Here is a 15,474-nt window from a genome sequence, read left to right as displayed (position 1 = left end):
CGTCTCGCTCCTAGTATGTACGTGCTTTAGGTGGAAATGCTTCACGCATCTTAGGCGCATAGTTTACATCACGCTTGCTCATTTCATCCGTAGTTGGATTGAAAATTGAGTGACATAACCAGTTCGTATCATCACGATCTGGGAAGTCAAAGCGAGAGTGTGCACCACGGCTTTCAGTACGGAAGTTTGCAGCTACTGCTGTTGAGTATGCTGTTTCCATTAAGTTGTCTAGCTCTAGACATTCGATACGTGCAGTATTGAAATCTGATGACTTGTCATCAAGACGTGCATGCTGTAAACGTTCACGAATTTCTTTAAGCTCTTGTAGACCTGATGCCATTGAATCACCTTCACGGAAAACCGAGAAATTCAATTGCATACATTGCTGTAGGTCTTTCTTAATTTGTACTGGGTCTTCACCTTGACCAACTGTTGAGTTTTCCCAACGATTAAAGCGTGCAAGTGACGCCTCTAGGTCTGAATCAGAAGCATTCTTAGATACTTCAACATCATTTAGGTAAGTACCAAGGAAGTTACCTGCAGCACGACCAAATACAACTAAATCAAGTAGTGAGTTACCACCTAAGCGGTTTGCACCGTGTACAGATACACACGCAATTTCACCCACTGCAAATAAACCTTCAACTACTTTCTCGTTACCATTAGCATCGATTTGCAGTGCTTGTCCATTTACATTCGTTGGCACGCCACCCATCATATAGTGACATGTTGGAATTACTGGAATTGGCTCTTTAGCTGGATCAACATGTGCAAATGTTTTAGCTAAGTCACAAACGCCTGGAAGACGTAGATTAAGCGTTTCTTCACCTAGATGGTCAAGTTTTAGCTTGATGTGTGGACCCCAAGGACCATCACAACCACGACCTTCACGAATCTCTGTCATCATTGAACGGGCAACAACATCACGTGACGCTAAATCTTTTGCGTTAGGTGCATAACGTTCCATGAAACGTTCGCCATCTTTATTTAAAAGATAACCACCTTCACCACGACAACCTTCAGTTACAAGTGTACCTGCACCAGCAATACCCGTTGGGTGGAACTGCCACATTTCCATGTCTTGCATAGAAATACCAGCACGAGTAGCCATACCAACACCGTCACCAGTGTTGATGTGTGCATTAGTTGTTGATGCGAAGATACGACCTGCACCACCAGTAGCTAATACAACCGCTTTAGACTTGAAGTAAACAACTTCGCCCGTCTCGATATCGATTGCAGTACAACCAACTACATTACCATCATCATTTTTTACTAAATCTAGCGCATACCACTCAGAGAATACGTTAGTTTTGTTTTTAACATTTTGCTGGTAAAGAAGGTGTAACAATGCATGACCTGTACGGTCAGCAGCAGCTGCTGTACGTGCAGCTTGTTCACCACCAAAGTTTTTCGATTGACCACCGAAAGGACGTTGGTAAACACGGCCATTTTCAAAACGAGAAAATGGTAAACCCATATTTTCAAGTTCAGTAATAGCTTCTGGGCCTGTATTACACATGTATTCGATAGCATCTTGGTCGCCGATAAAATCGGAACCCTTGACAGTATCGTACATGTGCCATTCCCAGTTATCTTCATGTGAGTTACCCAGCGCAACCGTAATACCACCCTGTGCTGACACAGTGTGAGAACGCGTTGGGAAAACTTTAGAGATTAGTGCACAGGTTTTACCTGATTCAGTGATTGCAAGAGCAGCACGCATACCCGCACCACCTGCGCCAATCACTACGGCATCAAATTCACGAACAGAATATTTCACTTAAACACCCCATAAAACGATTAGACCAATAGCTACGTATGCCGCTGCCATAAGGTTTAATACAAACCCTAAAACTGCGCGCAACTTTGCGCATTTAACATAGTCTGTTAGTACTTGCCAAAGGCCAATACGGGTGTGAACCATAATGCAAACAAGGGTAATTAGAGTAAACCCTTTCATTGCTAGGTTTGAAAACAGGCCTTGCCATGCTTCGAAAGTGACTTCAGGCGTCGCTAAGAAATAGCCAATAATAAAAATCGCGTAAGCGGTAATCACTAGTGCCGTGGTACGTAATGATACAAAATCTTGTACACCATCACGTTTAAGAGTTGCTTGATTTAAAACCATATCCACACCCCTGATAATACAGAAGCTACAACGCCAAGAGCCATCGCAATTTTAGCGCTGAAGTTACCTGATTCAAGTTCTTCCCAATGTCCCATATCCATAATGATATGACGGATACCACCGATAAGGTGATACGCCAATACAGAAATGGTGCCCCAAGCTATAAATTTGGCAATGAATCCGCTAAACAGACCCTTGACGAATTCAAAACCTTCGGCAGAAGAGAGAGACTCAGACCAAGCCCAAATGACAAACGTTAAAGCAAAAAATAATGCAACACCGGTGACGCGGTGAAATATTGATGCTTTAGCCGTTGCCGGCATAGATATAGTTGTTAGATCTAGATTTACAGGTCTTTGCTTTTTCACAGTTACTTGCCCATCTTGCCCACATAGGGGCTCATCTACTTGTTTTTCTAAAACCCACCAAAAAAGAAATTTTTTTGATGGAACTATCTAAGTAAACTTATTGGTTACGAATAAAGTTCACATTAATGCAAAAATTAGATGTAAAAATAATATTTACCTACAGACAATACGGTATAAAACCTTCGATAGTATATATAGCCAAAGGTCTTTTTACAATTCTTGTTTAGTTAGAGACGTTTGCGAATTAGCCAATGGTATAATATTTAATCCTGACAGAATATTTATTATACATTTATGCATAATATTTATAAAAATTGACTTTAACCCCCTCTTTCACGTTAAAATGGAAAGGATGTGCTTAAACAGATTCAGAACATAACAATCAGAGTTGTTATCTTAATAGGAGATAAATAGATGGCGGATAAGAAAGCCACAGTCCATATTGATGGTCTAGATCCAATCGAACTTCCGATTTACCAGGGTACTGCAGGACAAGATGTAATTGACGTTCGTACACTTGGCTCTCATGGTCATTTTACTTATGACCCGGGTTTCATGTCGACTGGTTCTTGCGAGTCTTCAATCACATATATTGATGGCGGCAAAGGCATCCTACTTCACCGTGGCTACCCAATCGAACAATTAGCTGAAGGTTCAGATTATGTTGAACTTTGTTACTTATTGTTGAATGGTGAATTACCAACTAAAGAGCAGTACACTGAGTTTGCAGAGCAAGTCACTCGTAGTACCATGCTTGATGAGAAAATCGCTAACTTCTTCCAAGGTTTCCGTTTTGATGCACACCCTATGGCAATGCTATGTGGTGTGGTTGGTGCTTTATCTTCTTTTTACCATGAAGACCTTGATATCACAGATGCAAACCAGCGTAAAACAAGCGCAATCAAGTTAGTAGCAAAGCTACCTACTATTGCAGCTATGGCTTACAAAACAAACATCGGTCAACCATTCGTTTACCCACGTAACGACCTAAGCTACGCAGAAAACTTCTTACACATGATGTTCTCTGTACCTGCTGAAGAGTATAAAGTTAACCCAGTAACAGCTAAAGCAATGGATAAAATCTTTATGCTTCACGCTGACCACGAACAAAATGCTTCAACATCGACTGTTCGTCTTGCTGGTTCTTCTGGTGCTAACCCGTATGCTTGTATCGCAGCAGGTATTGCATCTTTATGGGGCCCTGCTCACGGCGGTGCTAACGAAGCATGCTTAAACATGTTAGAAGAAATTGGTTCAGTAGACCGCATCGACGAATACGTAGCTAAAGCAAAAGATAAAGCGGACCCGTTCCGTCTAATGGGCTTTGGTCACCGTGTTTATAAAAACTTCGATCCACGTGCAACAGTAATGCGTCAAACATGTCACGAAGTATTAGAAGAGCTAAACATTCAAGATCCATTGCTTGATATTGCAATGAAGCTTGAACAAATTGCACTTGAAGACCCATACTTTGTTGAGAAGAAACTTTACCCTAACGTAGATTTCTACTCAGGTATCATCTTAAAAGCAATTGGTATTCCTACAAGCATGTTCACTGTGATCTTCGCAATGGCACGTACTGTAGGTTGGATCACACACTGGGATGAGATGCTTTCTCAACCTGGTCATAAGATCAGCCGTCCACGTCAGCTTTATACTGGTCACACACATCGTGATTACGTATCTACAGACAAGCGTTAATTTTTATTAATGCCAAAAAGGCCGCTTTTGCGGCCTTTTTTGTGTTTAATAGTTGAGAATTATATTAAAGCTATTACAATCCCTGCTACTTTTTATTGTTTGGTTTTTCTATGTTTGCTGTTAAAAAAATTCGTGCTGATTTTCCCATTTTAACGCAGCAGATAAACAATCAACCATTAGTTTATTTAGACTCTGCTGCAACGTCACAAAAGCCCCAATCAGTTATTGCTGCGACAGAGCTTTTTTACACACAGCAGAATGCAAATGTTCATAGGGGTCGTCATTCACTCAGTGAACAAGCAACAACAGCTTACGAAAAAGCGCGTGATAAAGTTGCCCAATATTTTAATGTGCAAAGCCGTGAAATTGTTTGGACTAAAGGTGCTACTGAGGCATTAAACCTAATTGCTTGTGGATTAACTGAACAACTTGATAAAAATTCAAGTATCGTTATTACCCCACTTGAACATCATGCAAACATCGTCCCTTGGCAACAATTAGCACTTAAAACTGGTGCTAAATTACATATATTACCGCTTGAAGCAGATGCAACATTCAATATGTCAGCCTGTATTGAATTTTTAAAACAAGTAAAACCAACCGTGCTTGCGCTCACCCATGCATCAAATGCATTGGGAAATATAACAAACCTAAGCCCATTGCTTAGTACTGTAAAAGGTTTTAACACAATCACTGTCGTTGATGGTGCTCAAGGCGCGATGCACCTACAGCCTGATTTAAATATACTCGATTGTGACTTTTATGTGTTCTCTGCACACAAAATGCTTGGCCCAACTGGCGTTGGTGGTCTGTATGGTAAGTATGAGCGTTTAAACGCCTTACAGCCTTATCAAACGGGTGGAGAAATGATTGAAACGGTAAGCCTTTTCAACAGCACGTTTCGCGATGCTCCTGCCAAATTTGAAGCAGGCACACCTAATATTGCAGGTGTAATCGGGTTTTCTGCCGCATTAGATTATCTTTTTGCACTTGATAAAAATGCAGCCTACGACTACGAACAAGGGCTATTTAATTATGCGGTTAATAAATTAAATGACATCGATGGCATCACAATTTACAGTAATTTAGAACATAATATTGGGACCATTTGTTTTAATTACAAAGACGAACATCCATTCGATATTGCGACATTACTTGATGGATTTGGTGTTGCCGTTCGTAGCGGCCACCATTGTACCCAACCTTTAATGACACATCTGGGTATCAACGGCAGTGTACGAGCAAGTTTTTGTTTTTATAATACTCACCAAGATATAGATATTTTCATTAATGCTCTGCACGAATGCATCGCCTTATTAGATTAAAAGTAGATAAGCAATGAATAAAACGTTTAAAGAACTCGCTGACACACTAAATAATTCTCCCGCATGGCAACAAAAATACCGCGAAATCATGCTCCTTGGTAAGCAATTACCGACAATGCCTGACGTTTTAAAAACACCAGATGCACTTGTACCAGGTTGTGAGAGTAAAGTTTGGTTGTATTTAGAGTTTGACCTGCAAGAAAACTGTTTAGTCATTATTGGGGATTCGGACACACGTATTGTTAAAGGCCTGCTTGCCCTAATTTTATCTTTGTATAATGGTTTAACACCGAGTCAAGTATTAGCTATAAATGCATTTGAGGAATTTGAAAAGCTGGGTTTAATAAGCCACTTAAGCCCTTCTCGAGGTAATGGTATCAAAGCCATTGTCGAACGTATTCAAGCAATGGCTGAACAAAAGTCGCTTTAAGCCTTAGCTAACCGTTGTTTTCTATCTAAATATTTACGAACCGCTTTGGCTGCTACAAAAAAGCCAAAGCTGCCAGTGATCATAGTCACTGAGCCAAAACCATTATTACAATCCATATTCATAGAACCATCTGCGTTTTGTTTTGCATGACACACGCTTCCATCTGAACCAGGGTATACGAGTTGCTCAGTTGAATAAACACAATCGATATTAAATTTACGCTTAGGATTGCTACTAAAGTTGTACTGTTTTCGTAAAATATAGCGAACTTTCGCAAGTAGTGGATCTTGTGTTGATTTTGCGACATCACCAAATGTTATTTGGCTCGGATCAGTTTGACCGCCTGCACCACCCGTTGTAATAATAGGCAGCTTATTGCGCTTACAATGAGCAATAAGTGCTGCTTTTTCTTTTACTGCATCGATACAATCAATGACATAATCAAAACCTTGAATATGCTCACGTATGTTATCTAAAGTAATAAAATCATCGATGACATCAATTTCACACTCTGGATTAATTAGCTGGCACCGCGCTTTCATGGCATCAACTTTAGCCTCACCAACAGTGCCTGTTAGTGCATGAATTTGGCGGTTCACGTTGGTCGCGCATATATCATCAAGGTCAATAAGTGTGAGTTTACCAACACCTGTTCGGGCTAACGCTTCTGCAGTCCAACTACCTACGCCACCGATACCAATAACACAAAAATGTGCACTTTGAAGCCAAGCAAAATGCTCATGACCATATAAGCGCTTTATACCACCAAAACGAATATCTGTTACTGAGTCTGTCATTTACCAATCCAAGTTCCATGGCTGTTGCCATGTGTAAAAGTTATCATGTTTAATTAATTGCTCATAAAGTGCATCGCTATTTGGTTTGCAAATAAACTCAAACCGCTCATTTTGCCAGGTAAAGCACAGGGCATAAGCATGTAAATAGGTACGTTGGCAATCAGTGCCACCATACAGTGCATCACCTAAAATCGGGGCAGCTATGCTTTTTAATGCTACACGCAATTGGTGCGTTTTACCCGAGTACGGTTTTAATATATATCCGCGTAAATTGGCAGCTACACTGAATGAATAAAACCGTGTAATAGCTGGGTTAGTTTGAGTCTTTAAAAGCTTAAAGCTACTTCGACGAGACTTAGTCATGTCTCCTTTTACCCAGCCTTGTTTTTTCTTTGGCTTAGCGTCTGACAAAGCCAAATAAAACTTATCAACCTCATGCGCAGTAAAAAGCCGTGTAAACTGGGCTGCAGATTGGCTGCTTCGCGCAAGTATAATTAATCCTGAGGTGACTTTATCTAGCCGATGAACAGAAAATAATTTTTCATTCAATTGTTGCTCAGCTAAAACCACAAAACCAGGGCCCTCTTCACTATGGAAGTTTAGCCCTGCTGGTTTTTCGATGACATAAAAGTCTTTGTGTTCAGCAATAACTGTTAAAGGTAACGGCTTATTCACTCAACGAATTACTTTTTAAATAATGCACTACACGCGCTAAATCTTCAGGGGTATCAACACCTGCATGAGGTGTAACTTGAGCTTGCTCAATCTTTATCTGGTGGCCATGATAAAGCACACGTAACTGCTCTAAAGACTCTAATTGTTCCAGCGGTGAAGGACTAAGTTCAATGTATTGTTTAATAAACCCTGCACGATAAGCATAAATACCCACATGACGTTGGTAGTTTGCTTTATCAACAAACGCGTTATTAGCTGAATTCATCATGTTGGCGCGATCAAATGGAATGCTCGCACGAGAAAAGTAAAGCGCATTTTTATGAACATCGCTCACGACTTTTACTGCATTTGGATTAAATACTTCCTCAATGTTTTCAATGGCAACACTCAGAGTGGCCATTGGTGCAACTGAATTAGCCAACAGTTCAGCTACTTGACTCACATTTTCGCTAGCAAGTAATGGCTCATCACCTTGCACATTAACAACGATGGTGTCATCACTGAGATTAAGTAAATCCATTACTTCTGCTAAGCGCTCAGTACCAGATTGATGGTCTTCACGTGTCATTAGTACATCACTTGTAAACGTATTGACCGCCTCGAAGACTTTTTGATGATCGGTTGCAATAACAACCTTACTTGCACCAGAAGCAAGTGCTTTCTCATACACGTGTTGAATCATCGGCTTACCACAAATATCGGCAAGGGGTTTACCTGGCAGTCGTGTTGATGCGTAACGCGCAGGAATGACGACTACGAATTCCACTTGTCTACCTCTTCTTGGCTTAACTCTCTCGCTTCGTTTTCAAGTAATACTGGAATGTCATCAACAATCGGGTAAGCTAATTTTGCTGCCGTGCTGATTAGTTCGTTATTATCTTTGTCTAGGCGTAATTTACCCTTACATACTGGGCAAGCGATAATTTCAAGTAGTTTTGTATCAAAGGCCATCGAGGATCCCTTTTTCTTTGAGTAAAAGATTGAGTTTATTGATTACCGCAGTTGATGGTTTAGCATCAACAGGTAAAAAGTACCAATTTGGTTTAGCAAAAGCACGGCATTTTACCGCATCTTTCTCTGTCATAATGACAATGTCATCGTTATATTTTTCAAAATCAGCGGGTGAATAAGCATAATGATCACGATAGTGAGCCGTAGAAAGCAGCTTAACACCACAAGCTTGTAGTGTATTTTCAAACCGTACAGGATTACCAATTGCACTTACTGCATGCGCACTATGTAATTGATCTTTAGTTTTTTCACCAGTAGCCACATTTAATAAAGTAGATGCCTGTAATTGATAACTAAATTTATCAGCACCTCCATTTTCTATGACTAAATCAACTGATTTTAAACGTTTTGTAGTTTCACGTAGTGGCCCCGCTGGCATCAAAAAGCCATTACCAAAGCGCCGCTCGCTGTCGACAATACAACACTCTATGTCACGAGCCATTTTATAATGCTGCATGCCGTCGTCTGAAATAATGATGTCTACATCGTAGTGTGCAATTAATCGCTTTATATTGGCTTTTCTATCAGGGCCTACAACAACAGGACACCCTAATCGGCGCTGAATAAGTACAGGTTCATCCCCTGCTTGCGTTGGTGTGGTTGCACTATCAACAATCAAAGGGTACACATCAGAAGAGCCACCGTAACCGCGGCTAATAACTGCCACGTTTAAATCGTGTTGCTGTAAATATTGCGCAAGCCAAATAACAAACGGTGTTTTACCATTGCCGCCGACACTAATATTACCCACTACAATGACCGGCACTTTGCCTTTAAATTGCTCAAACAGCCCTAATTTGTAACCTACACTACGTAACGTTGAAATAAGCCAAAAAAGCCCGCTCAATGGCAAAAGTAATAAGGTTAAAAAGCTAAAGCTTTTGTACCAGCTTTGTTCTATTTTGTTCACCCTTGCTCACCAAACTGCATTTTGCATAAAGCAGCATAAGTACCGTTGTTTTCAAGTAGCGCCTTATGGTCTCCACTTTCAATAACTTTGCCATTATCAATCACGTAGATTCGGTCGCTTTTTTCGATTGTTGATAGCCGATGCGCAATAACTATCGATGTTTTTTCTTTCATTAATTGATCGAGTGCTTGCTGGATCAACTTTTCAGATTCAGTATCAAGTGCTGATGTAGCTTCATCTAATATCAAAATAGGGGCGTCTTTCAATATAGCGCGAGCAATAGCAATACGTTGGCGTTGGCCACCTGAGAGCATCACCCCGTTTTCACCCACCATTGTATTTAGACCTGCAGGTAAATCTTTTACAAATTCCCATACATGGGCTTGTTTAGCGACGGCTAACAGCTCATCATCACTCAATGTACGTGTAATGCCATAGCTGATATTATTTGCAATGGTGTCGTTAAATAGCACCACTTGTTGCGACACTAACGCAAACTGTTTTCGTAAATCAGCAAGTTTATAGTCGCTCAGTGCAATGCCGTCTAATAAGATTTCACTAGGTGCTTGTAAGTCATAATAACGAGGTAATAAATTTGAAATAGTGGACTTACCAGAGCCAGAACGGCCCACTAAAGCAATACTTTCTCCGGCTTTAATGGTCAGTGATAAATCACGTAATACAGGCTCTTCTTTTGTTGGGTAATTAAAGGTTACATTTTTAACTTCGATTAACCCTTTTACTTTATCAACGCTTATTGTGCCGGTATCTTTTTCTACTTCTTCATCTAGTACTAAAAAAATACTTTGTGCAGCAGAAATACCGCGTTGTAAATCGCTATTGACGTTAGCAAGTTGCTTTAACGGACGTAACAACATCATCATCGATGAAATAAGTACAACAAAATCACCAGAGCTAATTGTGTCGATCATTGATGGCATCGATACTACAAATAAAATAACTGCCATAGCACTGGCCGCCAATATTTGAATCACTGAAACACTCAGCGCTTTTGTCGCATCCATTTTAATACGTTGCTGACGGTTGTGATTATTAATAGTCGCGAATTGATCAATTTCTTGCTTTTGCCCGCCAAAACCATGAATGACTTTGTGCCCACTGAGCATTTGCTCTGAGCTACGCGTCACTTGACCCATCGCTGACTGAATGTTTTTGGAGATATGACGAAAACGCTTTGACACAATGCTGACAATAACAGCTACTAACGGAATGATGATTAAAAATATTAAAGACAATTTCCAGCTGGTGTAGAACATAACCGTAAGCAAAAACACCACAAAAGCGCCTTCACGTACCACGATTAGCATAGCCTTGGTAATCGCTTGTTGTACTTGCTCAGTATCAAAGGTTATTTTAGATATTAAATCACCTGAGGAGTTTTTATCATGAAAAGAGACTGGTAAATGCAGGATATGCTCGAATAATTGCTGACGTAAAGACCGCACCACTTGCGAGCCGACGTAACTTAAACAATACGATGACATATAATTAAAAAAACCACGACCAAACACAAGTGCAACTACAACAAAGGGTGCGTATTTTAGAACGTCACTATTACGTTCATTAAGGCCCTGATCGATAAAAGGTTTCATCAATTGAATAAACAATGCATCCATGGCTGAATAACCGATCATGCCAATAACAGCTAAAATTGCTATGCTTTTATAATTACCAACGTAAGATAACAAACGCTTGTAAATTTGCGATGTTGTTTGATCCATAACACTCTCTAATTCTAAGTCTTCGGGTATTGTAGCCTCCAGCAACATAAAACTAAACTCAATCTTTTAGAAACCAATCACTTTGTGCCCTCGCAGAGCTTATTTCATAGCCACTTTTGTAAAATTTGACGATGATTTGACCATGCTCAGCTGTTGTGTATTGCTGTGCATTAATAGCGTCATAGCGTTTTAGTACTTCTTCATGTGGCAAATTCCACTGGCCTTTAAAAGCTGTCGAGTGAATAACAACTTCTGGAGAAACCGCTTTAATAAACATATTACTTGATGATGTTTTACTTCCATGGTGCGGACTTACAAGCACAGTGCTCTTTAATAGAGTCTTTTCTGTTATCAATTCTTGCTCACGAAGTTGTGTAATATCTCCCGGTAAAAGTACACTGTTGATGCCATCAGATATGTGAACAATGCACGAGTTATCGTTATCAGAATAATGTTTTCCTACTTTATGACTCATTGTGATGTGTAAATTGTTAAAATTTAATGTTTGTGTAAAACATGAAGAGTCAACACCTTCTGGCTGTGTAGTTTTAAATGTCCGCTCATAACCGAGTTTGAGCCATTCATCCAAGCCACCAGAGTGGTCTTTGTCATCATGACTAATTACTGTATGTATTACTTCAATTTGATTGATTTCTAGGTAAGGTTTTAAGGTAGAGTAAATTCGTGTGAAGCGATTAAAGTATATCGGGCCTAGATCATATACAAAGCCTTCATTGTCTTTCGTTACCAAGATCATAGTGCCATGGCCTACATCAAAAACATTTACTTGCCAAATTGCCTTTGGCGTCAGGTAATAATCAATAATAATAATACTAAGTGGCAATAAACTAATAACTTTTCCATAGGGCAACATATAAAATACGATTGCACTTAAATAGGTTGCGAGAATGACTGGTAAAGCAATTGACGGAGCGTTAATCCAACGTACTTCGACTGGAATTAAAAGCAGGCCTTCGAAACAAAACCTGATTAAACTATCTAATAAAGATAATATTAAGGTCATATCAATAGTCGGACTGAGCAGACTAATAAATAGTAAAGTCGGCATAACAATAAAGCTTATGAGCGGGACAGCAATTAGGTTTACTAAAAGGCCAATCAAACTAACCCCATGAAAGAAAAATAGGGTTAATGGAAGTAAACCTACAAAAAGTGCACATTGCAGCACTACTAAGCCTTTAAAGAATGTAAAAAATGTGAATTTGCCAAATGGCCTTCGATCAACTAAAACAAAAATCACACCCACAGCAACAAATGACAGATACAGCCCTGGGTTTAGTAAACTGAATGGGTCAATAGCTAAAATTAGGACGAGTGCAAACAATAAGGCGCGCCACCTAAGTGCCTGCTTAGATGAATAATAGACTATCAAAATACAGGCTAACATGATTAACGCCCGACTTGCAGAAACTAAAAAGTCACTTAGATAGACATAACAAAACGCTAAGCAAAAACCTGCAGCACTGTAGTAAATTGATAAATTAACAGTCTGTTTGATAGTGCGAATAAAAAACCAAAGGGCATACTTAAAAGCAAAATAACCAATGCTAAACACAAGCCCTATGTGTAAGCCAGAAATAGCTAATAAATGACTAATTCCAAAAGCTTGAAGTGTTTGTTTATGATCATAGGACATTACGCTTTTATCACCCGTCATAAGTGCATAATATAGCCAGCTCATATGAGTACCATCATAAATATTTTGAATATTTCGCCGATATTTATTAATTAAATTTGGTGCTACAGCATTTGATATTTGTATTGCTGTACTTACTTGTTTTGCTTTAAACAAGATACGATGACTAAATGCAGCACGCTCTTTATCAAACCCAGCAACATTTTTTTGACTGCGGTATTTGGTTAACTTTAGCCAAGTTGTGACGGTACTACCTACCTTTATTGGATACTCAGTTTTTAAAGTAACTAATACTTTAGGAGATTTAATTCGTGTAAGGTTTTTAGGATAAGTGATAGCTGCTTTTAAATACGTACTATCCCGTTGAGAAATGATCTCTTGCACGACAAACGTCACAAGTTCTGGTTGATTTACACTCAACTTTTGTGAAGAGATAGAATAAAAACATAAAAAATGTAACCAAACAGCTAAAATCCCGCAAATAAAACCTAACATTACGGGTAAAAACGGCTTAAAATAGGCACTTGCTATCACAATTAATAATGTGAAAAGAGTAAATACAAGGGTCTGATAATAAAATACGGTTATAACACAACCAATAACAAACCCAATGCTTAACCACACTGATGTAAATGGTTGCTTTAAATGGCTAAAAAAACGATCCAACGGTTTTTACCCGATCACAATACGATTAAACAGCATAAATTTTTACAAATTTTTGGCCGTTTACTCCATGATGCAAATTTATGGCATCTAAATCGCCGTTCAGCACGGGGGGCTTTTTCTGTTGGTTTGTTCTTTGCCTTCATCCCTGTTCCATTTCAAATGGTTTTGGCCGCCGCATTAGCCATTCCGTTACGAGTTAATTTACCCATCTCTGTCGCTGTAGTTTGGATAACAAATCCTTTAACTATGCCACCTATTTTTTATTGCTCATATATTGTAGGCACTATTGCACTTGGCCAATCAGAGCAGCACTTTGCTTTTGAGCCAAGTTGGCAATGGTTCATCGAAAGCCTAACTACAATTGGTCCCGCGTTTTTACTAGGTTCTTTGATATGTGCAACAGCTGCTTCACTGATAGGCTACTTTGGGATCGACTTACTTTGGCGCCGTTCAGTCCGAAAGGCGTGGCTTAACCGTCACACAAAAGACTAGGTTACATAACTATAGTCAAACAAGTCATTTGTACCAAATATAGAACACGATCAAAAAAGCCAGCTAATTTAGCTGGCTTTTTAGTGCACTCTTTAATGTAAAGGGTATTAACGTACTTTAGCGTCTATCTCGACTAAATCAGTTAAATGACACACTTCACCACTATGAGTTTTAATTCCATGCTCACCAAAATAGTCGCGTTGGGCTTGGACTAAATGACCATTACTTGGTGTTGTGAGCGTTGCAAAATAGGTCTGTGTTGAACTTAACACTGGAAATGCTAAGCCTGTCATCATTGCTTGACCTGTGATCTTACGTAATGAAATAGCTTCTTTTCCTAGCGTGTCAATAAACTCAACACCTTGAGCAATATTATCTAAGTAATCGGCACGAATAATACAGCCAGCACGCCATGTTTGTAGCGTTTTAGACAAATCAACTTTCCACTGATGCGCTCGTGATGCCCCTTTGATTAATGCAAGACCTTGACGATAAGCAAGTAAACTAGCAAGTAAAAATGCTTCTTTAAGCTCTTCTAAATCAAGTTCAACTTCAGTGGTAGACTTTGCCGCATAAGTCATTTCCTTTGCAGCGTGAGTATCGCATGTATTTGTTAAATGGCGAGCTTGTACAGCCGCAACTAACGATGGAACTGCAATACCAAGCTCTAAAGCATTTTGTGCTGTCCAAAGACCAGTGCCTTTGGCGCCTACTTTGTTGTCAATTAAATCAACTAATGACTCATCACTATCCGTTTCTAAAGATAAGATATGGCTAGAAATAGATAATAAGTAGCTGTTTAAGTCACCTTCTGACCATTGTTCAAAAATAGCAGCTACTTCTTTTGGTGAACGCTTTGTTCCTAAACGAAGTAACTGATACATCTCGGCAATAAGTTGCATCAAGGCATATTCAATACCATTATGGACCATTTTTACAAAGTGACCGCTTGCTGATTGACCCACTCGGGCGAAACATGAATCACCTTTGTAGCTTGCTGCAACCTTTTCAAACCACGGCTCGACACGCTCCCAACCGCCCTCTGAACCACTCGCCATCATTGCTGGCCCGTGACGTGCACCTTCGGCACCGCCAGAAATACCCATGGTGGCAAACTCAAACTTGTTTTGATACTTTAATTTGCGAGTAATACCATCTTTGTAATTACTGTTACCACAATCAACAATAATATCGTCACATTCAACGCCAGCTTCTACTAGTTCAGTACACACTTTATCAACCAGTTCACCAGCAGGGACTAACAGTAAAATTGAACGAGGTGCTGTTAACCTTTTAACCATGTCATTTAAATCAGACACAATATGCAGACGATCCGCCATGCCTTGGGATTTAGCACAACTTAATAATTCTTCGCCCGCATCGGGGTTTTTATCATAAGCTACGAGTGTCAGCCCTTTTTCTATCAGGTTTAGAGCCAGATTTTTACCCATAACGCCTAACCCTACTAATGCAACTTGCATTTAGTGTCCTCCTCGGTAACAACTATTGGTTAGTAAATGAAAATAATACCGCGCGCATTATACCCAAGCCACTTAAAATTGCGAGCTT

Annotated in this window: 15 protein-coding genes; 4 read left to right on the top strand and 11 right to left on the bottom strand. The window is 39.6% G+C overall.

The annotated features are described in order from the left end of the window. Positions 1 to 10 precede the first annotated feature (10 nt). The 3 genes from sdhA to sdhC are packed head-to-tail and all read right to left on the bottom strand — an operon-like array spanning position 11 to position 2,499. Positions 11 to 1,783, bottom strand: a complete 1,773-nt coding sequence (sdhA, locus tag CSC79_RS02475) for a succinate dehydrogenase flavoprotein subunit (protein ID WP_099293634.1) — start codon at positions 1,781 to 1,783, stop codon at positions 11 to 13. Continuing rightward, entirely contained in the window at positions 1,784 to 2,131 is a 348-nt protein-coding gene (gene sdhD, locus CSC79_RS02470) for a succinate dehydrogenase, hydrophobic membrane anchor protein (RefSeq protein WP_099293633.1), read from the bottom strand. Then, entirely contained in the window at positions 2,122 to 2,499 is a 378-nt protein-coding gene (sdhC, locus tag CSC79_RS02465; RefSeq protein ID WP_099293631.1) for a succinate dehydrogenase, cytochrome b556 subunit, read from the bottom strand. The genes sdhD and sdhC overlap by 10 nt, the downstream gene beginning before the upstream one ends. Positions 2,500 to 2,913: 414 nt before the next feature. Here sdhC and CSC79_RS02460 point away from each other — a divergent pair, with 414 nt between their 5' ends. The 3 genes from CSC79_RS02460 to CSC79_RS02450 all read left to right on the top strand — a co-directional run bounded on the left by CSC79_RS02460 (position 2,914) and on the right by CSC79_RS02450 (position 5,955). Beyond that, a complete protein-coding gene (locus tag CSC79_RS02460) occupies positions 2,914 to 4,200 on the top strand; it encodes a citrate synthase (RefSeq protein ID WP_099293629.1) in 1,287 nt (428 codons plus the stop codon). A gap of 110 nt (positions 4,201 to 4,310) precedes the next feature. Next, a complete protein-coding gene (locus tag CSC79_RS02455; protein WP_099293627.1) occupies positions 4,311 to 5,525 on the top strand; it encodes a SufS family cysteine desulfurase in 1,215 nt (404 codons plus the stop codon). Positions 5,526 to 5,538: 13 nt separating this feature from the next. Further along, entirely contained in the window at positions 5,539 to 5,955 is a 417-nt protein-coding gene (locus CSC79_RS02450; protein ID WP_099293625.1) for a SufE family protein, read from the top strand. Here CSC79_RS02450 and tcdA read toward each other — a convergent pair. The 7 genes from tcdA to CSC79_RS02415 are packed head-to-tail and all read right to left on the bottom strand — an operon-like array spanning position 5,952 to position 13,413. After that, on the bottom strand, positions 5,952 to 6,752 hold the full coding sequence (gene tcdA / locus CSC79_RS02445) for a tRNA cyclic N6-threonylcarbamoyladenosine(37) synthase TcdA (RefSeq protein ID WP_099293624.1): 801 nt from the start codon (positions 6,750 to 6,752) through the stop codon (positions 5,952 to 5,954). The genes CSC79_RS02450 and tcdA overlap by 4 nt on opposite strands. Continuing rightward, positions 6,753 to 7,427 carry a TIGR01621 family pseudouridine synthase gene (locus tag CSC79_RS02440; RefSeq protein ID WP_099293623.1) on the bottom strand — a complete coding sequence of 225 codons (675 nt, stop codon included), beginning with the start codon at positions 7,425 to 7,427 and terminating at the stop codon, positions 6,753 to 6,755. Continuing rightward, positions 7,420 to 8,193: a 3-deoxy-manno-octulosonate cytidylyltransferase gene (gene kdsB, locus CSC79_RS02435; protein ID WP_099293622.1), complete on the bottom strand. Its 774-nt coding sequence runs from the start codon at positions 8,191 to 8,193 to the stop codon at positions 7,420 to 7,422. Before kdsB ends, CSC79_RS02440 begins: the two co-directional genes overlap by 8 nt. Next, positions 8,181 to 8,378: a Trm112 family protein gene (locus CSC79_RS02430; protein WP_099293621.1), complete on the bottom strand. Its 198-nt coding sequence runs from the start codon at positions 8,376 to 8,378 to the stop codon at positions 8,181 to 8,183. Before CSC79_RS02430 ends, kdsB begins: the two co-directional genes overlap by 13 nt. Continuing rightward, positions 8,368 to 9,348, bottom strand: coding sequence for a tetraacyldisaccharide 4'-kinase (gene lpxK, locus CSC79_RS02425; RefSeq protein ID WP_099293620.1), 981 nt, complete (start codon positions 9,346 to 9,348; stop codon positions 8,368 to 8,370). Before lpxK ends, CSC79_RS02430 begins: the two co-directional genes overlap by 11 nt. Continuing rightward, positions 9,345 to 11,090 carry a lipid A export permease/ATP-binding protein MsbA gene (gene msbA / locus CSC79_RS02420; RefSeq protein ID WP_099294349.1) on the bottom strand — a complete coding sequence of 582 codons (1,746 nt, stop codon included), beginning with the start codon at positions 11,088 to 11,090 and terminating at the stop codon, positions 9,345 to 9,347. Before msbA ends, lpxK begins: the two co-directional genes overlap by 4 nt. Positions 11,091 to 11,148: 58 nt before the next feature. Further along, positions 11,149 to 13,413, bottom strand: a complete 2,265-nt coding sequence (locus CSC79_RS02415; RefSeq protein ID WP_099293619.1) for a DNA internalization-related competence protein ComEC/Rec2 — start codon at positions 13,411 to 13,413, stop codon at positions 11,149 to 11,151. On the opposite strand from CSC79_RS02415, the gene CSC79_RS02410 reads away from it, so the two are divergent. After that, positions 13,393 to 13,905, top strand: a complete 513-nt coding sequence (locus CSC79_RS02410) for a DUF2062 domain-containing protein (RefSeq protein ID WP_099293618.1) — start codon at positions 13,393 to 13,395, stop codon at positions 13,903 to 13,905. The genes CSC79_RS02415 and CSC79_RS02410 overlap by 21 nt on opposite strands. A gap of 107 nt (positions 13,906 to 14,012) precedes the next feature. Here the strand turns inward: CSC79_RS02410 and gndA are convergent, their stop codons facing one another. After that, on the bottom strand, positions 14,013 to 15,386 hold the full coding sequence (gene gndA / locus CSC79_RS02405; RefSeq protein WP_099293617.1) for an NADP-dependent phosphogluconate dehydrogenase: 1,374 nt from the start codon (positions 15,384 to 15,386) through the stop codon (positions 14,013 to 14,015). Positions 15,387 to 15,474: the final 88 nt, after the last annotated feature.

Source organism: Pseudoalteromonas sp. 3D05 (genome assembly GCF_002723455.1).
GTDB lineage: Bacteria > Pseudomonadota > Gammaproteobacteria > Enterobacterales > Alteromonadaceae > Pseudoalteromonas.
Note: the sequence above shows the minus strand (reverse complement) of the source record. Positions and strands in the feature narration are given on the sequence as shown.

Bases quoted from the DNA above. Each gene is read 5' to 3' on its own strand.
- sdhD (WP_099293633.1), bottom strand. From the start codon at position 2,131: ATGGTTTTAAATCAAGCAACTCTTAAACGTGATGGTGTACAAGATTTT.
- CSC79_RS02460 (WP_099293629.1), top strand. From the start codon at position 2,914: ATGGCGGATAAGAAAGCCACAGTCCATATTGATGGTCTAGATCCAATC.
- CSC79_RS02455 (WP_099293627.1), top strand. From the start codon at position 4,311: ATGTTTGCTGTTAAAAAAATTCGTGCTGATTTTCCCATTTTAACGCAG.
- CSC79_RS02450 (WP_099293625.1), top strand. From the start codon at position 5,539: ATGAATAAAACGTTTAAAGAACTCGCTGACACACTAAATAATTCTCCC.
- tcdA (WP_099293624.1), bottom strand. From the start codon at position 6,752: ATGACAGACTCAGTAACAGATATTCGTTTTGGTGGTATAAAGCGCTTA.
- CSC79_RS02430 (WP_099293621.1), bottom strand. From the start codon at position 8,378: ATGGCCTTTGATACAAAACTACTTGAAATTATCGCTTGCCCAGTATGT.
- msbA (WP_099294349.1), bottom strand. From the start codon at position 11,090: ATGGATCAAACAACATCGCAAATTTACAAGCGTTTGTTATCTTACGTT.
- CSC79_RS02410 (WP_099293618.1), top strand. From the start codon at position 13,393: ATGGCTAAAAAAACGATCCAACGGTTTTTACCCGATCACAATACGATT.
- gndA (WP_099293617.1), bottom strand. From the start codon at position 15,386: ATGCAAGTTGCATTAGTAGGGTTAGGCGTTATGGGTAAAAATCTGGCT.